The sequence below is a fragment of the Veillonella orientalis genome (genome assembly GCF_018406505.1).
GTDB classification, from domain to species: Bacteria; Bacillota; Negativicutes; order Veillonellales; family Veillonellaceae; genus Veillonella; species Veillonella nakazawae.
The window spans coordinates 1053878-1075764 of the sequence record NZ_AP022322.1; the positions used below are offsets into that span (position 1 = coordinate 1053878).

Annotated in this window: 18 protein-coding genes, 1 tRNA gene and 1 other RNA gene; all 20 read right to left on the reverse strand. The window is 39.3% G+C overall.

Annotated elements, in window-relative coordinates; all coding sequences use genetic code 11:
- Nucleotides 1-7 precede the first annotated feature (7 nt).
- Nucleotides 8-1018 carry a glycosyltransferase family 2 protein gene (locus tag VEIS1202513_RS04775; protein WP_119207006.1) on the reverse strand — a complete coding sequence of 337 codons (1011 nt, stop codon included), beginning with the start codon at nt 1016-1018 and terminating at the stop codon, nt 8-10.
- Between the two features lie 520 nt (nt 1019-1538).
- Nucleotides 1539-1916 carry a hydrogenase expression/formation C-terminal domain-containing protein gene (locus VEIS1202513_RS04780; RefSeq protein WP_060923948.1) on the reverse strand — a complete coding sequence of 126 codons (378 nt, stop codon included), beginning with the start codon at nt 1914-1916 and terminating at the stop codon, nt 1539-1541.
- 47 nt (nt 1917-1963) lie between these two features.
- Nucleotides 1964-2542 carry a HyaD/HybD family hydrogenase maturation endopeptidase gene (locus VEIS1202513_RS04785; RefSeq protein ID WP_024066802.1) on the reverse strand — a complete coding sequence of 193 codons (579 nt, stop codon included), beginning with the start codon at nt 2540-2542 and terminating at the stop codon, nt 1964-1966.
- Nucleotides 2535-3344, reverse strand: coding sequence for a Ni/Fe-hydrogenase, b-type cytochrome subunit (gene cybH / locus VEIS1202513_RS04790; protein ID WP_119206473.1), 810 nt, complete (start codon nt 3342-3344; stop codon nt 2535-2537). The genes VEIS1202513_RS04785 and cybH overlap by 8 nt, the downstream gene beginning before the upstream one ends.
- Before the next feature lie 14 nt (nt 3345-3358).
- Entirely contained in the window at nt 3359-5260 is a 1902-nt protein-coding gene (locus VEIS1202513_RS04795; protein ID WP_213466872.1) for a nickel-dependent hydrogenase large subunit, read from the reverse strand.
- Nucleotides 5260-6399 (reverse strand): hydrogenase small subunit, encoded by a 1140-nt coding sequence (locus VEIS1202513_RS04800; RefSeq protein WP_060923952.1) that lies wholly within the window; start codon nt 6397-6399, stop codon nt 5260-5262. Before VEIS1202513_RS04800 ends, VEIS1202513_RS04795 begins: the two co-directional genes overlap by 1 nt.
- A 277-nt stretch (nt 6400-6676) precedes the next feature.
- The gene (locus VEIS1202513_RS04805; RefSeq protein ID WP_119206471.1) at nt 6677-7006 is read right to left on the reverse strand and encodes a thioredoxin family protein; all 330 of its coding nucleotides are present in this window, start codon (nt 7004-7006) and stop codon (nt 6677-6679) included.
- Between the two features lie 57 nt (nt 7007-7063).
- Nucleotides 7064-7414, reverse strand: an RNA gene (gene rnpB, locus VEIS1202513_RS04810) — RNase P RNA component class A.
- Between the two features lie 50 nt (nt 7415-7464).
- Complete coding sequence (locus VEIS1202513_RS04815) at nt 7465-8568, reverse strand: Nif3-like dinuclear metal center hexameric protein (protein WP_213466874.1); 1104 nt, start codon at nt 8566-8568, stop codon at nt 7465-7467.
- Between the two features lie 5 nt (nt 8569-8573).
- Nucleotides 8574-9311: a tRNA (adenine(22)-N(1))-methyltransferase gene (locus tag VEIS1202513_RS04820; RefSeq protein ID WP_213466875.1), complete on the reverse strand. Its 738-nt coding sequence runs from the start codon at nt 9309-9311 to the stop codon at nt 8574-8576.
- A gap of 69 nt (nt 9312-9380) precedes the next feature.
- Nucleotides 9381-9455: transfer RNA gene (locus VEIS1202513_RS04825), tRNA-Ile, on the reverse strand.
- 201 nt (nt 9456-9656) lie between these two features.
- Nucleotides 9657-10820 carry an RNA polymerase sigma factor RpoD gene (rpoD, locus tag VEIS1202513_RS04830; RefSeq protein WP_195185894.1) on the reverse strand — a complete coding sequence of 388 codons (1164 nt, stop codon included), beginning with the start codon at nt 10818-10820 and terminating at the stop codon, nt 9657-9659.
- A gap of 23 nt (nt 10821-10843) precedes the next feature.
- Nucleotides 10844-12616: a DNA primase gene (gene dnaG / locus VEIS1202513_RS04835; protein WP_213466876.1), complete on the reverse strand. Its 1773-nt coding sequence runs from the start codon at nt 12614-12616 to the stop codon at nt 10844-10846.
- 251 nt (nt 12617-12867) lie between these two features.
- Nucleotides 12868-14412, reverse strand: a complete 1545-nt coding sequence (gene rny / locus VEIS1202513_RS04840; RefSeq protein WP_105094511.1) for a ribonuclease Y — start codon at nt 14410-14412, stop codon at nt 12868-12870.
- 196 nt (nt 14413-14608) lie between these two features.
- Entirely contained in the window at nt 14609-15052 is a 444-nt protein-coding gene (locus tag VEIS1202513_RS04845) for a regulatory protein RecX (protein WP_060923958.1), read from the reverse strand.
- A 2-nt stretch (nt 15053-15054) separates the two neighbouring features.
- Nucleotides 15055-16095: a recombinase RecA gene (gene recA / locus VEIS1202513_RS04850; protein ID WP_105094512.1), complete on the reverse strand. Its 1041-nt coding sequence runs from the start codon at nt 16093-16095 to the stop codon at nt 15055-15057.
- Nucleotides 16096-16099: 4 nt separating this feature from the next.
- Nucleotides 16100-17347, reverse strand: coding sequence for a competence/damage-inducible protein A (locus VEIS1202513_RS04855; RefSeq protein ID WP_213466877.1), 1248 nt, complete (start codon nt 17345-17347; stop codon nt 16100-16102).
- 37 nt (nt 17348-17384) lie between these two features.
- Complete coding sequence (gene rimO, locus VEIS1202513_RS04860; protein WP_213466878.1) at nt 17385-18731, reverse strand: 30S ribosomal protein S12 methylthiotransferase RimO; 1347 nt, start codon at nt 18729-18731, stop codon at nt 17385-17387.
- 66 nt (nt 18732-18797) lie between these two features.
- Entirely contained in the window at nt 18798-19835 is a 1038-nt protein-coding gene (locus VEIS1202513_RS04865; RefSeq protein WP_105094515.1) for an ABC transporter substrate-binding protein, read from the reverse strand.
- A 62-nt stretch (nt 19836-19897) separates the two neighbouring features.
- The gene (locus VEIS1202513_RS04870) at nt 19898-21859 is read right to left on the reverse strand and encodes a YgiQ family radical SAM protein (protein ID WP_213466879.1); all 1962 of its coding nucleotides are present in this window, start codon (nt 21857-21859) and stop codon (nt 19898-19900) included.
- Nucleotides 21860-21887: the final 28 nt, after the last annotated feature.

Genomic DNA, 21887 nt, shown 5'->3' on the forward strand with positions numbered 1-21887 from the left:
AATACAGCTAGTCTTCTTTGCTTTTGTTAGTATAAGTCTCAGGTGCCATAAACACATCTGCACTACTTGGTCCAAGTAATGGAGCATCTTCATGCTCGTCAAAGTTTATAGCTGACTTAACCCAATACAAAGGCCGTTGCTTCACCTCTTCAAAAATACGACCTACATACTCGCCAATAATTCCCAGTCCGACGAGTTGAATTCCACCAATAAACAAAATTGATACGCCCAAGGTAGTCCATCCATTCAAGGCTTGTCCCGTAAGATATACATACAAGAGGTGCAATATAAGCAAGAAGCTCAACCCACCACATAGTACACCGACGTACAAGGCAGCCCGTAAAGGAACTCTTGAAAAGGCGGTTACCCCATCGAGAGCAAATCGTATCATTTTACGCACACTAAACTTTGAGACACCTGCAAAACGAGGTGGCGCCACAAAGTGCAACTCAGCTTGTCTATACCCCAAGGCACCGACAATACCGCGCAAGAAACGACCATGTTCTCTAAACCGTTTCAATGTGCCCAATGCTTTACTATTCATGAGACGAAAATCAGATCCACCTTCAACAATAGGAACATCGGCCATTTTGTTCATTAGCTTGTAATAATACTTAGACGTGAAAGATTTAGCCCAACTAGCATCTTCAGTTGAATCGCGTATGGTGCGCACCACATCATAGCCTGACTCCCACAATCTAACAAGTTCAGGAATCAAAGCCGGTGGATGCTGCATGTCACCGTCCATTGTAATAACTGCATCTCCATGAGCATAATCAAGACCACAAGTAAGCGCAGTCTGATGCCCAAAATTACGAGCAAGCAATAACACTTTGACATGTTTATCATTGTAAGCAATTTCACGTAATATCATAGATGACGAATCACTAGAACCGTCGTCTACGAAGATTAGTTCATAATCGTACGTGAGTCCTGACATAACATCAGTTACAGCTTTATAAAAATTCGCTATGTTCTCTTCTTCGTTATATACAGGCACTACAATAGAAAGTAACATAAATCCTCCAAAGTATTTTACTCACATATTTTAAGTTAATTAGTAAATTAAGGCAAATCGTCAAGGTTAACAATAGGAAAAATAATATCTATAACCCCAGTAATCATGCGATTTCTACAAACTCTATCGACATTTCTCTTCATTTATCCTATATATAAGTTCTATGAATAAGTCATTATTTTACTTATCTAAATAACTACTCAATAAATCATATTATAAAATAAATTTATATCACTAAAAATCAATGAATTGCTGTTAATTATGATTTAATTGCCAATTAATCAAAATATAAAATATATTTTTAGCTATAAATATAAGAACCCTAATGCATTTCATCTTAAATTCATGAAAATTGAAATAATTTTACTAATCACGCTGTGCATAAACCAATAATATATGGCCCAAAATATGCATAAAATACTAATAATATAAAAAACAACATTATGGTATTAACAAAATAGATTTACTAGAATCTTTTCATCAATAGAGAAGAAAGAGACCCTTATTAGGGTCTCTTTTATTATAGGCCAGCAGCATCAATCCAAGATTGTAAATCTTCCTCTGCAAGCTCCATATCCTCTTCATATGCACCAGCCACTACAGGATACTTTGAAACCTCTACGGTGTGCAAAATTGAATCATCTCGACCATTTTTAAAGGTTCCAATCCAAATTCCAGAGAATTGAGATTCATACCACTCTACAGGCTGATCAGTTTCATTGAAGTTAATCGTAATATGACCACGGCCAAGTGTTTCTAATACTTCCACTTGTTCTTCCTCTGTGAGCCCTGTTTTCTCAATATAAATTGAATATGTCTCACCCGTTTCTCGCAAGTTTTTAAGAGCTAAACGCAACTCATTTAAAACAGCGCGAACATTACTATAATTCTCAATCATAAATACTCCTATTAGAGATACTCTTTATATCCTATAAACGCATTATTTTAAGTATTAAGCTCTGCAGTTACGCCCCATTCTTGTAGAACATGTAATACCCGCTCTTTAACCTCTGGTAATGCTCGTTGTACAGGCGCACTAGGTTCAAAGCCAATTTCTAATGATTCTGGTTCTACACCAATAACCACCGCATCCTCTAATGGATCCTCTTGAATAGCACGGATACGTAAAATATCTTGCATCCCTACTTCATGTACAGAAATATGCTCTGTAAAATATTGTTCTAATTCCTTATGAGGAAACTCATATATAGTTCCTGGTGCTTCTCCACCATTGATAGCATCTACAAGAAGAATTTTCTTCATTCCACGCATATACGTAAGTAGCTCCATCCCCATTGTGCCACCATCAATAATAGAAATGGCTGGTGTAAATGTAAAAGATTCTTTCAACTCTTTCACTACATGAACACCTAATCCCTCATCAGTAAGCAATATATTCCCTACACCAAGTAGAACAATTTCATTATTCCCATCATCATAAAGGCTATTTAAATCAATACGCGGACCCTCAGAGTCCGCGTATTGTTCCAAGCCACTGATGATATCAGTACTTGTATTAGTCATTATCTTGTAATTCTCTTTCTCTAGGATCGTTAGGATCACTTGGACGATATGTAGTACCAGATGGTTTATCGATACGTTCACCACGACGGCGTTTACCGTTTAGATCTTCAATATCGATTGGATCATGTGCATAATACTTCATACCGGAAACCATAGCAGATACTTCGCCGGATTCCTCCATAACGTCTTCTCGGAATGCCATGTACACGTGAACGATAGTAAAGAACAAGAATCCCCACGCAATATAGTGATGAATAATGTGAACCTTATATTCACCACCAAATAATGTAACAACTGGTGCGAATAGGGTTCCTAGAATACCATTAGGATCCACCATTGAATACATTGTAAAGCCCGTTAAGATTTCAAAGAAAAACATTACATATACCATCATATATGCAGTTCTTGCTAAGGAGTTACGAAGCCAATGATGTTCGTGTTTTTGTGGAATCATCAAATAGTGCAATGTAGTTTCTTTAAGACCATACCAATACCGTTTTTGGCGGAATTTAGGTAATAGTCTATCTCCTCGATTCCAAAGAGCTCCTGCAAATCGGAAAATAAAGGAGCATGTTAAGATAACCCCTGCAATGAAATGGATACGACGCATAGTTTCCATAGAGAACCAGCCATCAATAGCAAAGGTTGGCTCTGGATTACCTGTGATAGCCGCAAATCCTGGATCACCAATATATAGACCTGTCCAGAATAATGCAGTTACGCTTAGCACCATAGTCCAGTGGAATATGCGCAGCCATAGACTAAATACGACATACGCCTTTTTGTCAGTATGTATTAACATAAGCCCACCACCCTTTATTTACACAATGCATCTGTATTGACGGAGACAATTTTTTCGCCTTTTTTATTGTATAAATGGGTTGCACATGCGAGACATGGGTCAAAGGAGTGAATTACCTTCAAGATTTCAAGTGGTTTATCTGCAATTTTTACATGTGTATCAATCATGGAGTCTTCGTAGGCACCATGTTCATTTGCTGCAGTCTTAGGACATGCATTCCATGTGGATGGTACGATACATTGATAGTTTGCAGAGCGACCATCTTTAATGTGAATCCAGTGGCCCAAACCACCACGAGGTGCATCTACAAGGCCAACGCCTTTAGCATCTTTATCCCATGTATTTGGCTCAAACTTAGTTGTATCAGCCACTGTAGTATCACCATTTTTAATGTTCGCTACAAGTTTATCGAAGAAGTATTGGCTCATATTTGTTGCTACTTGTGCATCAAGGCCACGACAAGCTGTTCGACCAACCATAGTAGGCATCCATACGTGAGCAGGTACCCCTAATACTTGGGATACTGTATCGATTTGACGAACAATCATAGACTCTGCCCAAGTTGGGTCTTTAATGATACCTTGTTTTACTTTTGTATATACAACGATATATTTTGCTAATGGGCCAACCTCTGCAGTTTTACCTTTGAATGTTGGGGATTTAATCCAAGAGTATTTTTTATCTTCATCAAGGAATTCCCATTTTTCTTTTGTACCAGATTTAGGACCTGTAAACTTAGGATCTGTAACACCTTCGATAGGATGAAGAGAGCTTTTACCATCTGGATATGTGAACCAGGAGTGATCAACCTCTTCACTAAGGTATTGAGGATCCATAAAGTCTTTACCTTCTAATGGAATAAATGTAGCTTTATCTACGCCTAAAGCAAAGTTTTCAACTACACCATTGGAGCGAACCACACATTTCTTATGATAATCACCATTAGAAATGCCAGAATATGTATCATCTGGGTAATCACCATAAGACATAACACGTTTTTTCGCTAGGCCACCACCATCGACCATGCCCTTTTCTACATACATTTTGCCAATAGCTAATAAATCTGGAACATAGAAATTATCCACTAGATCTTTAGCCAATGCAATAGATTGTTCTACCGCAGCAAGACGTTGTGTATTAATAGGTGCATTCATGTCATTCATTGAAATGGAGCATGGCATACCGCCAACAATGTAATGCGGATGAGGGTTTTTACCACCAAATACAACGTGTGGAATAACGATATCACGTTGACGGTCAAGAATATTCAAGTAATGGGATACGGCCATCAAATGAACCTCTGGTGGCAATAAATTATAGTCAGGATGATCCCACCATTGAGCGGAGAAGATGCCTAATTGACCAGATTCTACAATTTTCTTAACCTTTTGTTGTACCGCTGCAAAATAGGCAGTGGTAGCTTTAGGGAACTCTTTAGGATATGCAGAGTCTTTAGACGCAGTTTCAGCTGGCGCCAAACCACTTACATTATAAGTAGCTAATACATCATTTTGTAATTGTGCAGTTTTAGCTGGATCTGCACTAAGAGCTGCTACTGGGCTAACCCAGTCAAGAGCATGCAAGTGATAGAAATGTACGATATGGTCATGTACATCTAAAGAGCTATGCATGATATTACGAATATAGTTTGCATTTTTAGGAATCGTAATACCAAGTGCATCCTCTACAGCACGTAACGCTGCCAACGCATGTGTTGTAGTACATACGCCACAAATACGTTGTACGAAAGCCCAAAGGTCACGAGGATCGCGATCTTTAGCAACAAGTTCGATACCGCGCCAAGCAGTACCAGAAGACAATGCGTCCTCTACCTTACCACTCGCTTCATCAACTTTTATTTCTACCCGTAAATGACCTTCAATACGGGAAATCGGATCTACTACTACGCGTTTCATTAGTGACCTCCTCCATTATTATGTTTCTTTTCATCCCATAAGCCTTCTTCTTTTAAGCGTTTTTCTTCTTTCATATCAAGAATTTTATTACGCGTAAGAGTTGCAGCACCATGAACAATAACAGCTGCAGTGGCACCAACAGCAGCTACAGTACCGATTGTATCAGCAGTTGTGATGGTTTTAGCCAATGGAATATCTGGTAAACGTTTATAGAATACGTCATTATCCCAGAAGCCCTTTTCAGAGCAGCCAATACAACCGTGACCGGATTGAATTGGGTAGGATAACCCATTCCACCAACGTAAGTTACCACAAGAATTATATGTTTGAGGTCCACGACAACCTACTTTGTACAAGCACCAACCAGATTTGGATGCATCATCGTCAAATTTTTCAACGAATAGACCAGAGTCAAAGAAGGCACGACGATAGCATGTATCGTGAATACGATTGCCATAAAATTGTTTAGGACGACCTTGAGAATCAAGAGGTGGGATTTGGCCGAATAATGCATAATGCATAATTACACCAGTCATAACCTCTGGAATTGGAGGACATCCAGGAACTTTGATAATAGGCTTACCAGATACAACAGAAGATACAGATACTGTATTTGTTGGATTTGGTTTAGCCGCTTGAATACCACCCCAAGATGCGCAAGAGCCATATTCAATGATTGCTGCTGCACCTTTAGCCGCTTCTAGTAAGGACTCTTTAAATGTACGTCCACCTACTGTACAGTAAACACCATCTTCATCAAGTGGTACGCCACCTTCAACAGCCAAAATATATTTGCCTGCTTTTTCTTTGATGATTTTCTCTAAATGTTCTTCTAATGGTGCACCAGATGCAGCCGCCAAAGTATCATCATATTCAAGGGAAATCATGTTCAAAATTACATCGGATGTAAACGGAGAAGATGAACGAATGAATGATTCACTACAACCAGTACATTCATGACCATGTAACCAAATTACTGTAGGCAATTCAGTTGTTTCAGCTGCCTTAACAACGGTATCTAACATCGTTGGTGGCAAACCGAGAATAGCGGTGAGTGCTACACAGGATTTCATAAATGTGCGTCGACTCAAACGTCGCTCTTGGAAGAGTGTCCATAAACTGTTTATACGATTCTTCACGGAATATAGCCTCCTTACAACAACTTTGCGCAATATATAAATATTACTTAATAAACTACAACCATTATGATAATAATCATACTATGATAATTAATTTTACCATTCAATATATCATAGCTATTATGATAACAATCATATTCTTACAACTTTATTATATCACTTAATAAATGTTAAAACTACAGATTTTAAACAAAAAAACTGTATACAAGAAAATTTATTTAACTTGTATACAGCCTTGTACTATATGATATTGTTAAAAATTTCAATTATCACTAAATTAGATAACTTCCTTGATTAGAGCCTCAAGCACATCAGCTTTCTTGTAACCTACAAGGGAATCAAGCATTTTGCCATCGCGATAGAATACCATGGATGGAATACCATCGATGTCTTCTTTCAACAAAACGCCACGAAGATTTTTATCTTCTGCATCAACACTAAAGAACGTTACTTGTCCTTTCAAACGTTCTGCTACAGCTTCTACCTCTGGACGCATAACAGTGCAAGGTTCGCACCAGGCAGCCCAGAAATCAACAATAGCTAAACCTTTAGAGCCAAGTACTTTTTCATCAAATTCTTGTACACTAGTAATCGCTGTAATTGCCATGAAGTTCTCCTAACAAAGATCTACAATCTTATATACTATAAATTATATCTTAAATATGGAAGCAAGCAATCAATAAGCCGAGTTCTGTTCCGCTTGCGCGGTGACGATTATCTTTCTAGGCGTACAGTCGCCTGCACGCTCGAGCGACACAACCCGGAAGGTAGGCGGGACCACCCTTAACCCTTCCCTATTCGGTCTTGCTCCGGATGGGGTTTACCGAGCCAGCCTGTTACCAGACTGCTGGTGAGCTCTTACCTCACCTTTCCACCCTTACCACTGACGTGGCGGTTTCCTTTTCTATGGCACTTTCCCTAAGGTTACCCTCGCCAGACGTTATCTGGCATCCTGCCCTATGGAGCTCGGACTTTCCTCGAGTCCTATGGACTCGCAACCGTCTTTCATACTTGCTTCAATTCAGTTTATCATAGCTAGCCTATTTGTTGCAAGAAAATGCAATATTATAAGAAAAAGAAATCATTCTGTTCTGTAAAAGCTTTCACAGGAACAGATATATCTTTACTAAGTAAATAGTCACGTAAACCGCTAGCAACAATAGATTCTGTGCCAAAATGGCCTGCATCAACTACAAGCAATCCAAGCTCTTTAGCTAATTGTGCATCATGATATTTCACATCGCCTGTAACATATGCGTCTACATGCAAGCGAGCTGCATCCTTAATAAATTCAGCACCGGCACCAGAACATAGTGCTATGGATTGAATTTCTTTAGGCGCTATGCCAGCAAAACGAATATTAGCCTCTGGTAATGCTTCCTGTACCCATTCACGGAATGTATCTAAATCTAAGGCGTTTGGTAATCTACCAATACGACCTAAATATTGAGTCGCCTCTTTCGGCTCAACTAAGGATAGTACCTCATAGGCAGCCTCTTCGTAAGGATGTGCATCTTTCATCGCTTCAATGACGTGTTGCAAATGTATACCATCTACCAACGCATTGATTTGTACTTCTGGTACTACGGTCATAGATCCGGCTTCACCAATTACAGGATGAGAGGTATCATTGCCTACAAAGCGACCTTCACCATGAGCACTAAAACTACAGTATTCATAGTTACCAATACGTCCAGCACCAGCATTCCCCATTGCCATTCGAACCGCATCAGCTGCATTTTCAGGTACAAAGGTAGTTATCTTATACAATGCGTCTTCCCCAGTTTTGATAAAGCCCTTAACATCTATAAGACCTAATTGTTCTGCCAACATATCATTCAAGCCACCAGGTGCAATATCAAGATTGGTATGTGCACTGTACACGGCAATATTATGTTGGATTAATTGATTAATCATTCGCCCTTGCGCCGTATCACAAGACAATTGTTTTAAGCCCTTAAAAATCAACGGGTGATGACTAACAATTAGATTACAGTCATGTTCAATGGCATATGAAATAGCCTCCTCTGTTACATCTAATGTAGTTAACACGCCTGTAACGATAACATTTCTATCACCCACCATGAGGCCCACATTATCCCAAGATTCTGCATAAGAACGTGGGGCCAATTGTTCCATTAAGGTAATAACTTGTTGAACTGTTGTCATAAAGCTCACTTCTTTCTATCTTCTAAAAGTCCGTACAGAAATTCTACTTCACGCTCTAGATCCTTATATTTATCTGTATGGCTCAATTGCTCAGTCATACCGTCTAGTGCACATTGTCGTTGATATATTAAGTACTCAATATATTTCGTCCAAAGTGATGGTCGCTCCTGTTCTAAAAGAGCACCTACAGACCATAATAATGAATCCTCTGGCAATGATTGATAAACATCTACGTATTCAGTCATGCCCGTATACGCTTCTACCTGATCATTACGCACTGCTAAAAATGCAGTGTATAGCTTTCCTGCATCTTCAACGATGATTTCAAGGACGATAACATAGCCCTTTTGTACCATATATTGACGTAATTCTTTTTGTCCATTCTGTGGTTGTAATACGTAGAACTCTAAAGGCTCTGGACCGGCGTCTACAATATCACGCATGAGGTATCCACCCATACCGCAGCAAATGGCACCATTTAATTCGCCCTTCTCTGTTACCTTTAGACCATCACCTAATCGACAATCTACTTTAGAAGTTAATCCACAAGATTGAACATATTCTTTTGCAGATTCTAAAGGTCCTTTATGCACGTCGCCAGCAATAACAAATTCAGCGCGATTACGGTTGATGAGTTCTACTGCTAAATATCCATGATCAGTACCAATATCAGCTATAGCATGAGCTTTTGGTACGATTGAAAACACCGCCTCTAAGCGATCCATCATAGGTCTAGGTTCCATAATTCCTCTATTATTATATATAAAAATAACCGCCCTTGAATCCTCAAGGACGGTAGATATCAACATGATTGGTGGGCCCACCTGGGATCGAACCAGGGACCGACCGGTTATGAGCCGGTTGCTCTACCCCTGAGCTATAGGCCCACAGTTAGTTTCTAGCTCATTAATTATACCGAATAGGCTAGTACTAAGTCAAGGCACACCGTATTTCTATAACTGTTTCATAAGCTATATTTTGCCATATTTTCTGCAGTAGAGAACGGGCATACACAGTAATATAACACAAAAGGGCTGTAACACAGTGCTAGAGAACACTGCATTACAACCCTTAAGAGATTCAACATCTTATAAGAAGTCTTTAATTTTATCGCGTTTACCACGATTGCGCAATTTAGTAAGCGCTTTGCCTTCTATTTGACGAATACGTTCACGAGTTACATTGAAATGTTGACCTACTTCTTCCAATGTACGAGGTTTGCCGTCCTTCAAACCAAAGCGCAAAATCAATACTTGTTGCTCACGGTCAGTTAAGCATGTAAATACATCTTCAATTTGTTCTTGTAATAAGATGTAGCTAGCTGCATCGTCTGGAGCAATAGCATCTTGGTCCTCAATAAAGTCTCCCAAGTGAGAGTCTTCCTCTTCACCAATTGGAGTTTCCAATGATACTGGCTCTTGTGCGATTTTTTGAATTTCACGCACGCGCTCTACCGTAATGCCCATACCTTCTGCGATTTCTTCTGGTAATGGTTCACGACCTTTATCTTGCAATAATTGTCTGGAAATACGAATCAATTTATTGATTGTTTCTACCATATGTACAGGAATACGAATCGTACGAGCTTGGTCCGCAATAGCACGAGTAATAGCTTGACGAATCCACCATGTAGCATATGTGGAGAATTTATAACCCTTTGTATAATCGAACTTATCTACAGCTTTAATAAGGCCCAAGTTACCTTCTTGAATCAAATCCAAGAATAACATGCCGCGACCTACATAACGTTTTGCAATACTTACAACTAAGCGCAAGTTAGCATCTACCAATTTTTTCTTAGCCTTTTTGGCAAGTTGAATATCTTTATATGTAGCATCTTCTGCTGCGCCAGCTTCAATTTGCTTTGCTAAAACGATTTCTTCATCTGCAGAAAGCAATGGGACACGACCAATTTCCTTGAGATACATACGTACAGGATCATCAATGTTAACACCAGAGTCTACACTTAAATCGATGGAGATATTCTTTTCATTAGAAGTATCTTCTTCATCCTCTTCTTCTGGTTCTATTGGATTAGCGTCCGCATCCTCACTGTCGATATCAGCCACTACTTCAATATTTAATTTACCAAATGTAGTATAAATATCGTCTAATTGTTCCGCAGTAAGTCCAGTTTGCTCATGAAGAGCATCTGAAATCTCTGATTGTGTCAACACGCCGGTTTTTCGGCCTTTTTCAAGAAGTTGTTCTACAATCTCCTCTATTTGACTTTTTTGTACTTTCTTAGCCACAGCGCTCTCCTTCTTACATTATATTACTTAGACCATTCTCTAATTAAGTTCTGTATTTCCTGACACTTATGTAATTCGCTAATAAATGTCGAATCTCCTGCCCGTTTTAATTGATCCGCCATAATTGAATGCGCTTTATACTGTTCACGCAATGAATGAAGCCTTATCTTGCGGATTAATCCAGGCACTTGTACCTTATATTCATCGTCACTCATAACAACCAATCTAGAGTAAATATCATACTCCGATGGGGATAAAACAGATTGAATGGCAGTATCATCTAGACGACCTTCTTGTTTAAATAAGGTGAATATCTTTTCTATTATACCTCGATATTCAATTTTTTCAAAGTCTTCTAATGGCAAATAGCTCATCATATGTTGTAACACTTCACCATCTGTAAAGGCTAAGGACAATAATTTTTCTGCATCACCTTTAGGTAAGTCCTGTGTTGGCAACGGTGTAGACGCAGTATCAACCAATTCAATTTGTCCTTTTTTTACATAATCTCGGAAATATCTAAAAATACTACTATTATCAAGCCATAGTGGTAATGCCAATGTCTTTAGAGCATCATCCCGTTGTGTTTGACTATCTATATTAGCAATATATGGGAATACATCAGCCATAACAGCTTGCTTCCCTTCCGTATTATTTGTGTCGTGTTTAATTAAGGACTCACTTAATAAATAATCAAGAGGCTTAACCGCTTTAGCCACTAAATCTTTAAATGCTTGTCCTCCATGATTACGTACATAATCATCTGGATCCTTACCATCTGGCATAGCCAGAACACGCACCTTAAAGTCCGTATTTTGTAATAATTCTATAGCCCTAGCTGCTGCTTGACGACCTGCACCATCCATATCATAGGCCAGCACAATTTCATCAGCTTGCCTCATTAAGATATGACCATGATCTCGTGTATAAGCCGTCCCCAGGGATGCTACTACATTAGTAACACCATGGTTATGAGCAGATATAACGTCCATATACCCTTCCACAAGGATAGCCTGTCGCTCTTGACGAATAGATTTATAAGCCTTATCAAAGGCAAATAATAGTTTTCCCTTTTCGAAGATGGCTGATTCTGGTGAGTTTAAATATTTTGGCGTGCTGTCATCCATAACACGACCACCAAAGGCAACTACACGACCTTTACCATCCATAATAGGAAACATAATTCGGTTTCTAAAGAAATCGTAAAACTGTCCCTTTTGGTTTTTACGGACCAGATTCAACTCCAAGAGAATAGAATCATCGATACCACGTTCGTGAAAGGCGCGATACAACTTATCCCAACCATCTGGAGCAAAGCCTAATTTGAATTTTTCAATTGTATCTTTTGTAAGACCCCGTTTTTTTAAGTAATCAAGGCCCACCTTACCAATCGATGTTTGAGTAAGGCAGTTATGGAAAAATGTAGCCGCTAATTCCGAAGCTTCATATAGTTTTTTTCGTCGTTCATCTCGAGCTCGTTGTTCTGGTGAAAGTTTTGCCTCCGGCAAGGGAATATTAGCACGATTAGCAAGCCGCTCTAGAACCTCTACAAAGCTTAAATGCTCTAGTTCCATGAGGAATTTAATGACATTCCCCGATGCATGACAGCCAAAACAATAATAAAAGCCCTTTTCAGGGGCAACACTAAAGGACGGCGTCTTTTCATTATGAAATGGACAACAACCCCAATAGTTCTTGCCCCGTTTCTTTAAAGCTACATGCTCGGATATTACAGATACAATATCATTTGCATCTTTGATTTGTTCAATCAATTCATTTTCAAAATATCTGCTCATAGCCAACGCCTCCTTCCCTTATATATATTAATTCGATATACAAATAAAAAATCCTCTATTTGTAAAGTAATTTAATCAATTATCGAGTCAACCGGTTTAATAACCGATACGAATCATAGGAATCATCATCTATTAAAGATAAATACATAAGGATTCCTATACTCCGTATCTTTAAATTATATACAAATGAAATTTGATAATAATAGGCTGCAATGAAATCATTGCAGCCTATATTTATCTCTTATAGCATATTATTTTGCGTAATCCACAACGCGAGTTTCACGAATAATTACGACCTTAATTTGGCCTGGATATTCGAGTTCAGACTCGATGCGTTTTACGATATTCCGAACAAGTAATGTAGACTCAGCTTCATCAATCTTATCCGGTTTTACTACAACGCGAATCTCACGACCTGCTTGAATAGCAAAGCATTTTTCAACGCCTTCGAAGGATTCAGCGATTTCTTCCAATTTAGATAAACGTTTTAAGTAGTTTTCTAATGTTTCTCGACGTGCTCCTGGACGAGCCGCAGAGATAGCATCAGCAGCTGCTACTAATACAGCTTCTACAGATTGGAACTCTTCATCACCATGATGAGCGCCAATGCAGTTAATTACTGCTGCGCTTTCACGATATTTACGAGCCACATCAACACCGATTTGAACATGAGAACCTTCAAGTTCACGGTCTAATGCTTTACCAATATCATGGATCAAACCACCTCGTTTAGCCAATGTTACATCACAGCCTAGTTCAGCTGCCATCAAACCTGCTAAATGAGATACTTCAATAGAATGTTTCAAAACGTTTTGACCGTAACTAGTACGATATTTCAAACGACCTAAAATCTTAACAATTTCAGGATGTAAGCCATGAACATCAGCTTCAAATGTTGCTTGTTCACCAGCTTCTTTAATAGTTTGGTCAACCTCTTTACGAGCTTTACCAACCATTTCTTCAATACGAGCTGGATGGATACGACCATCTACAATCAATTTTTCTAAAGCAATACGAGCCACTTCACGACGAATTGGGTCGAAGCCAGAAAGAATAACTGCTTCTGGTGTGTCATCGATAATCAAATCAATACCTGTTAATGTTTCGAGTGCGCGAATATTACGGCCCTCACGACCAATAATGCGGCCTTTCATTTCATCATTAGGCAATGCCACTACGGATACGGTAGTCTCCGCCACATGGTCAGCTGCGCAACGTTGGATTGCAGAGGAGATAATTTCTTTTGCTTTTTTCTCCGCATCATCCTTAGCTTGCTGCTCCATTTCCTTAACCATAATTGCCGTTTCATGACGAATTTCTTGTTCTACATTTGTTAACAAGATATTCTTAGCTTCTTCAAATGTCATGCCAGAAATACGTTCTAACTCTGCCATTTGTTTTTCATACAAAGCTTCAATTTTTTCACGGCTTTGGGCTAAGTCAGCTTCTTTGCGATGTAAAGCTTCCTCTTTGTGTTCAATATTGTCTAATTTTTTATCCAAAGATTCTTCTTTTTGAAGAATACGACGTTCCATACGTTGAAGTTCAGAACGGCGATCTTTATTTTCTCGTTCTACATCAGAACGGAGCTTATGAATTTCTTCTTTCGCTTCTAATAAAGCTTCTTTCTTTTTAGACTCAGCTGTGCGCTCACCATTTGCGATGATGCGTGCAGCCTCTTGTTCAGCTTGATTCAGTTTTCCTTCAGCAATATTTTTTCTAAAAAAATAGCCTGCCCCTAGTCCAATCAGTACCATTACCACTGCAATTAGACAATACTCTAAAATATGTCCCACATCTTCTAAAATCTGTCTCACCTCCTCTTAAATTCTCAAAATCGAGCTTTCATGCTCCTTTTTATGCCCTTCATGCATTAAATTATCATTTAGCCATATCATCATATAAATAAATAAGGCTATTATTAATTTTAGACTTGAAAGCCCTTTCTGTCAAGATTTTACAAGCCTGGTAAGGCCTCAGAAAAAGTACTATCTATTCATAAAAATCATTGCACACAACTTGGATAGTACTCGTTGAAAACCCTCTATATTTGAGAAAATTAAAGACTTTTACACGAGGAGTGCAGTCCTCATTGAGAATGGAACCAAATTTTTTCTCCACCACACGATAAGCGGCTTTCACTTCATCATAATCAGAGATTTCCGGAGGCACAGTAAGACCTCTAAGTTTCATCTTTTGCTTAATCATGTAGGCGCCGTATTTTTGTTCTTTCATCAAATAGTTTAATACTTGTTCAGACAGGCGCTCATCATTGATATAATCATAGTCTCTAAGGCGTTCGAGGACCCGCTCAATGATGGGGTCCTCGATTTGTTTACGTCTCATTTTTTGTGTCAGTTCATAGGAACTTAGAAATCGTTGAGCTAGGAAGCGATACGCTTGATCCATAGCAGCTTGCATCGTTTCTTCACTCATGATTATACTTCTTCAGTTACTTCTTCACCGATTACATCGATTTCTTCAGTGCCAACCGCTAATGTATCGCGAATAATACGATCAATCTCATCAGCGATTTGTGGATTGTCGAGCAAGTATTGTTTAGCCGCCTCTTTACCTTGGCCCATACGTTCCCCATTGTAGGAATACCATGCACCAGATTTATTGATGATTTCCATATTTGTACCGATATCGATAAGAGTACCTGCTTTAGAAATACCTTCACCATACATCAAGTCAAATTCTGCTGTTTTGAATGGAGGTGCTACTTTGTTTTTAACTACTTTAACTTTAGTCCGGGCACCAACGTTTTCGTTGTTAGCTTTAATAAGTTCACCCTTACGAACATCAAGGCGTACAGAAGAATAGAATTTCAATGCACGACCACCTGTTGTAGTTTCAGGGTTCCCAAACATTACGCCTACTTTTTCACGCAATTGGTTGATAAAGATAACAACAGTTTTAGACTTGCTGATGATACCAGTCAGTTTACGCAATGCTTTACTCATCAAACGAGCTTGTAGACCTACGTGAGCATCGCCCATTTCGCCTTCGATTTCAGCTTTAGGCACTAAAGCTGCAACGGAGTCAACTACTACGATATCTACAGCGCCACTGCGAACAAGAGCTTCTGTAATTTCAAGAGCTTGCTCACCATTGTCTGGTTGAGAAATCAATAGATTATTAATATCTACGCCCAAGTTACGAGCATATACTGGATCCATCGCATGCTCCGCATCAATAAATGCCGCAATGCCACCTTGTTTTTGTGCTTCTGCTACAGCATGAAGTGCTACTGTTGTTTTACCAGAAGATTCTGGGCCGTAGATTTCAATAACACGACCACGAGGGAAACCACCTACACCAACAGCGATATCGATAGCAAGAGAACCGGAGGAGATAACCTCTACGTTCATGCGATCAGCCGCTTCACCAAGACGCATAATAGCGCCTTTACCAAAGTCTTTTTCAATTTGTTTTAACGCGTTATCCAACGCTGCTTGTCTGCCATCTACAGCCATTATTTTATTTCCCCTTTTCTGTTATATAAGTATACACATAATATAGTGCTAGCTCTGCTGCACTTTGTCGAATATCTTCGCGATTACCAATTAAATTAGTCTTGTGAGCTACTGTCCCATGAGGTCCAGTTACACCGAACCACACAAGACCAACCGGCTTCTCAGGGCTACCACCGCCGGGACCAGCTATGCCAGTCGTAGAAACGGCATATGTTGTTTGACCCACAGTTCGTGCCCCCTCGGCCATAGCCTTAGCAACTTGCTCACTTACGGCACCATACGTATCGAGCATGTTTTGAGGTACACCTAGTACACGATGTTTGATGTCGTTGCTATACGAAATAACGCCACCCATGTAGTATTCACTACTACCGCTGACATTAGTCAATAACTTACCAACTAATCCAGAAGTACAGGATTCAGCAGTACTAATAGTGCTATGCTCTTCAAGTAATACATGACCAAGTGTTTCCTCCATAGAAACAGTCAAGTCACGTCCTACACGAGCTCCTAATCGTTCTCGAATGATAGCATCCCAAGGGTTGAGAACCTCATGGGCAGCCTCTAAGGTGTCAGCCTTAGCAGTAATACGAACCTCTATGTACCCCTTTTTAATGAGTAACGCAATGGTTGGATTCGATTGGTTCTTAATGAGATCCATTAAGGTATTTTCTAAATCAATTTCGCGAATATCATATACACCATAGCGATAGGAGGTAACAACACCTTGCGAACCAAATCGATTCATTAAATAAGGCACCACACTATCGTGGAACATACCCTTCATCTCACCAGGAGGTCCTGGCAAAAGAATATATGTAGTATCCCCATCTTCAACGACTACACCTGGTGCTACACCTACTGGATTATGTAATACCTTTGCACCTTCTGGCAATTGTGCTTCGCGACGGCTCGCATCAGGCACAGTACGCTTTACACGTTGGAAAAATTTTTCAACCTCATCCATAGCCTCTTGATTAAATAAAATCTTTCGGCCCACAGAATCCGCCAATACATTACGTGTAATATCACCCTGTGTTGGGCCTAAACCACCAGTACTAATAACGATGTCCGCTCTAGTGCTAGCTAATTGAAAGACCTCTGCCATGCGCTTAGGATTATCCCCCACTACAGATTGATAAGCAATAGTATAGCCTAATTTATTTAATTCTTGTGCTAGCCAAGATACATTTGTATTCACTGTATCGCCTAGCAATAATTCTGAACCTGTAGAAATAAGTTCTACAATCATCAGATCACCTCCACAATCGAAAGAATCGAGCTGTGTTTTATTCTACAACCGTAGCTACTACATCGTAAGCAAAGCCTTGCTCTACCTGTACCTTAAGAATATCACCAGGTTGAATATCTTCACCGCAGTCCTCAATGTACATATTACCGTCTACATCAGGTGCTTGAGATTTCAAACGTCCTTTAGCTAGTAATGTACCATTCTCGCCGTCCTCGATTTCTTCCACCATTGCATAGTCAACAGTACCTTCTAAATCGCGATTATTCTCTTCAGAAATAGCTGCTTGAATGGACATGAGAATATGATAACGTTCTTCTTTCACCTCTTCTGGCACTTGATCTTCACGGGCACCAGCTGGTGTACCTTCCTCTTGAGAGTAAGTAAATACGCCCATATTATCAAATTTTATTTCTTTTACAAAGTCACAAAGTTCTTCAAATTGTTCATCTGTTTCACCAGGGAACCCAACGATGATAGATGTGCGCAATGTAATATGGGTCGGTGCATTTCTAATCTTCTTAAGCAAACGTTCAATATCATTGCGATCATCACGACGATTCATTTGTTTTAAAATATCGTTATTCACATGTTGTAGTGGAATATCTACATATTTACAAAGTTTTGGCTCATTAACGATAATATCTAACAATTCATCGGAGAAGAAAGTTGGATATAAGTATAACATGCGAATCCATTCGATACCTTCTACGGCAGTTAATTCCTTAAGCAATGTAGTCAACAATGGTTTACCATCATTTAGATCAATACCATAACTAGTGGTATCTTGAGCGATAAGAACGACCTCTTTAACACCAGATGCAGCCAATCGTTCTACTTCAGCCTTAATAGACTCGATAGTACGACTGCGGAATGCACCACGCACCTTTGGAATAATACAGAATGTACAACCATTATTACAGCCTTCAGCAATTTTTACATATGCACTGTACCGAGGCGTTGTTTGAATACGCGGCATACGCTCATCATAAATATTTGTAATATTTTCCATGATACAACTGCGATTGCCATGCTCAATAGCATCAACGGCTACCATAATCTGGTCCCATGCACCTGTACCGATTAAAGCATCAATTTCAGGAATTTCTTGGAATAATTCATCTTGATATTGTTGGCTTAAGCAACCTGCTACAATAAGACCTTTACATTTACCATCCTCTTTATATTGAGCCACCTCAAGAATAGTATTAATAGACTCAGCTTTTGCTTTCTCAATAAAGGTACAGGTATTTACAACGATAAGATCTGCTTCGCTTAGGTCCTCTGTAATCGTATAGCCATTATCTTTCAATAAGCCTAACATTACCTCTGTATCTACTAAGTTTTTAGCACAACCTAGGCTAACATACCCTAATTTCTTACCCATTCTATATCCTTTCATAACTAGTTTATTTCTCAATTTACTTCCTGTAATAGGATTTATATAACTGAGTTACTCCTTGCGGAAGCGCACTTGGCTAACCCAGTGATTTAACAATAATTTTTTACCATCTATAGTGTAACCACCATTAACAGGCCATAAAATTAACTCGTGCCCCAATGAGTCTTTTGGCTCATCCATTTCTGGATTCGTAAATATATAGGTGAAATTATTTTCAACCATATATTTTGCAGTCTTTGTGGATAACAACCAATTAATAAATTCAACGCTATCTGCTTTATGTTTTGAATTTTTTAACACAGCAGCGCCAGTTACATAATAAGATGTTCCATCTGTTGGGTATATAACCTTAATCGGATATCCATGACGAGTATATTGGGCTGCATCAGACAAATTACCAATGCCGATATTAGACTCTCCTAACGCAGTTAAGCGAACTGGAGTAGACAAGAACTTGGCATGTTGTATTATATGTGGCTTTAAGCTATATAAATAGTTCAGTGCCTCAGGCTCGCCTCTATATTCCACCATGTTATATAACAAATTAGCTGCATTTTGGGATGCTACAAAATCGGTCATCACAATAGACCAATCACCTTGTTTTCCCAATGTATCCCAAGTAGTTATATATTTACCTATCCCATTGTAGAAGGTGTCATTTTGAACAAATACAATAGGATCATACCAAAGACCTACCCAATACCCATTTATATCTTTTAGATTATCACGTACTTCGTCAATTCTCTCATTAACGATAGGTGCATATTTCCCTACATTTGCCCCTACAACGAGATTATCTTCAGAGGTAAGTACCAGATCACCAGATGTATCAGCTACATTTGAAGCCGACCGTTGGGCCATTTGCTCTTCTGTAAGAGGCATAACTGTAACTTTTACATTTTTCTCCTCTTCATATCGGTCGGCAAGCAATGTAGTTATATTGTTCGGCAAGTCTGTATAAACTGTAATCTCACCACGAACAGGTTCTTTTGCATGTTCTAACTGTTCTTGATGGTAAAAGTTTACGCCATAGGTTAACATTCCTATAACAAATAGGGCTAAAACGCCCGGAGCAATCCACCGTTTCATATATGCCTCCTATAAGACATAAAGTATTCCCAAACCAGAATAGACAAAACTATTCTCCATTATTAACGACTACCACGTCCTCGATTACTATTAGATGGGCGACTTTTGGTCATGCCATTACGAGAGGGTCTACCCTTACTACTTTTCTCACTAGACTGACGTCCGTTGCGACGATCATTATTCTTCCCACTATTACGAGAACCACTAGATTGACTAGGACGATTAGTCCGACCAATTGGGCGTGGTGGAATCAAACATTCAGGTCCAAACCCTATCAAGTCACGTCGATTAGCTTCAATGAGCGCCTCTTTTACAAGGTCATAATTTTCAATATTTTTATATTGCATTAAGGCCCGCTGCTTAGCTTTATCTCTACCTTTTTTGGCAACATATACAGGTTTTCCATCCAGTGGGTTAATGCCCGTATAGTACATACATGTCGATAAGCTTCCCGGCGTAGGAATAAAGTCTTGCACTTGTTCTGGATACATATGTTGATCACGTAAGAACTCAGCTAATTCAATAGCATCTTCCAAGGCACAACCTGGATGAGAGCTCATAAAATATGGTACTAAATATTGCTTCTTACCAAGCTTTTTATTGGCCTCTTCAAACCAAGATTTAAAGGTGAGGAACTCTTCCTTACCAGCTTTGCCCATCATATTGGTAACGCGTTTAGAAACATGTTCTGGCGCTACTTTTAATTGTCCACTTACATGAAATTCACAAAGCTCGCGGACAAAATCTTTATTGTTATCCGCTAGAACATAGTCATAACGCAAGCCAGAACGAACAAATACCTTTTTTACGCCTTTTAGCTTACGTAATTTACGGAGTAAAGCAATATAGTCATCATGGTTTGTATTTAGATTTTCACAAGGCTCTGGAGCAGCACAAGTACGACCTTTACAAGCACCATATACAGCTTGTTTGTCACAAGCTAAATGACGGAAGTTCGCCGTAGGGCCCCCAACATCATGAATATATCCTTTAAAGTTATCCATATTAATCATAGTTTGAGCTTCATCAAGTAAAGACTCATGACTACGGTTTTGGATGATACGACCTTGATGATTTGTTATTGCACAGAATGAACAGCTACCAAAGCACCCCCGTTGACTTACAAGGCTAAACTGTACTTCGCTTAATGCTGGTACGCCACCCTTATCATCATATTTAGGATGCCACTTGCGAGTATACGGCAAGTTATATACGCCATCCATTTCCTCCTGCGTAAGTGGCAATGCAGGTGTGTTTTGAACAAGATATCTATCGCCATGTTTTTGTACTACTATACGACCATAGAATGGGTCTTGTTCATCATACTGCATACGGAATGCATCAGCAAAAGCCATCTTATCCGCTTTAATTTCCTCAAAAGATGGACACTCAACATAGTCTATGGTAGGGATTTCCTTGGCCATATAACAAATACCACGAATAGATGGCAAGGACTCTTTAAATCTACCTTGATCTAACGCATCAGCTAATTCTACAATTTGAAGTTCACCCATACCATAAATGAGTACATCTGCCTTTGAATCAACTAAAATAGAACGACGCACAGTATCTGACCAATAATCATAATGACCAAATCGACGTAAGGACGCCTCTATGCCACCGATAATAAGAGGCACATCACTGTAAGCCTCCTTCATACGATTCGCATATACCAAGGTAGCTCGATCTGGGCGATGGCCCGCTTCACCACCTGGAGAATAGTCATCTTGTCGACGAATTTTCTTTGCTGCCGTAAATTTATTGAGCATTGAATCTAGATTCCCTGCTGTAACAAGGGATGCTAGACGCGGTTTACCAAGTTTTTTGAAAGCCTCTACATCATTCCAATCTGGTTGATCTATAATGCCTACACGATAGCCTTTGGATTCTAAGTATCTGCCGATAACTGCAGGTGCAAAGGAAGGATGGTCAACATAGGCGTCCCCACTAATGAGGACAAAATCTAATTCGGCCCAACCTCGTTCCTTCATCTCCGAAGGTTCTGTTACTAAAAATCTATCCATTGATTGTGTAAATGCCTTTCTATCATTC

Bases quoted from the DNA above. Each gene is read 5' to 3' on its own strand.
- VEIS1202513_RS04775 (WP_119207006.1), bottom strand. From the start codon at position 1,018: ATGTTACTTTCTATTGTAGTGCCTGTATATAACGAAGAAGAGAACATA.
- dnaG (WP_213466876.1), bottom strand. From the start codon at position 12,616: ATGAGCAGATATTTTGAAAATGAATTGATTGAACAAATCAAAGATGCA.
- VEIS1202513_RS04855 (WP_213466877.1), bottom strand. From the start codon at position 17,347: ATGATTGTAGAACTTATTTCTACAGGTTCAGAATTATTGCTAGGCGAT.
- VEIS1202513_RS04780 (WP_060923948.1), bottom strand. From the start codon at position 1,916: ATGATTGAGAATTATAGTAATGTTCGCGCTGTTTTAAATGAGTTGCGT.
- VEIS1202513_RS04845 (WP_060923958.1), bottom strand. From the start codon at position 15,052: ATGAGTGAAGAAACGATGCAAGCTGCTATGGATCAAGCGTATCGCTTC.
- VEIS1202513_RS04805 (WP_119206471.1), bottom strand. From the start codon at position 7,006: ATGGCAATTACAGCGATTACTAGTGTACAAGAATTTGATGAAAAAGTA.
- VEIS1202513_RS04785 (WP_024066802.1), bottom strand. From the start codon at position 2,542: ATGACTAATACAAGTACTGATATCATCAGTGGCTTGGAACAATACGCG.
- VEIS1202513_RS04870 (WP_213466879.1), bottom strand. From the start codon at position 21,859: ATGGATAGATTTTTAGTAACAGAACCTTCGGAGATGAAGGAACGAGGT.
- VEIS1202513_RS04820 (WP_213466875.1), bottom strand. From the start codon at position 9,311: ATGGAACCTAGACCTATGATGGATCGCTTAGAGGCGGTGTTTTCAATC.
- VEIS1202513_RS04865 (WP_105094515.1), bottom strand. From the start codon at position 19,835: ATGAAACGGTGGATTGCTCCGGGCGTTTTAGCCCTATTTGTTATAGGA.
- VEIS1202513_RS04795 (WP_213466872.1), bottom strand. From the start codon at position 5,260: ATGAAACGCGTAGTAGTAGATCCGATTTCCCGTATTGAAGGTCATTTA.
- cybH (WP_119206473.1), bottom strand. From the start codon at position 3,344: ATGTTAATACATACTGACAAAAAGGCGTATGTCGTATTTAGTCTATGG.
- VEIS1202513_RS04815 (WP_213466874.1), bottom strand. From the start codon at position 8,568: ATGACAACAGTTCAACAAGTTATTACCTTAATGGAACAATTGGCCCCA.
- rimO (WP_213466878.1), bottom strand. From the start codon at position 18,731: ATGGGTAAGAAATTAGGGTATGTTAGCCTAGGTTGTGCTAAAAACTTA.
- recA (WP_105094512.1), bottom strand. From the start codon at position 16,095: ATGGCTGTAGATGGCAGACAAGCAGCGTTGGATAACGCGTTAAAACAA.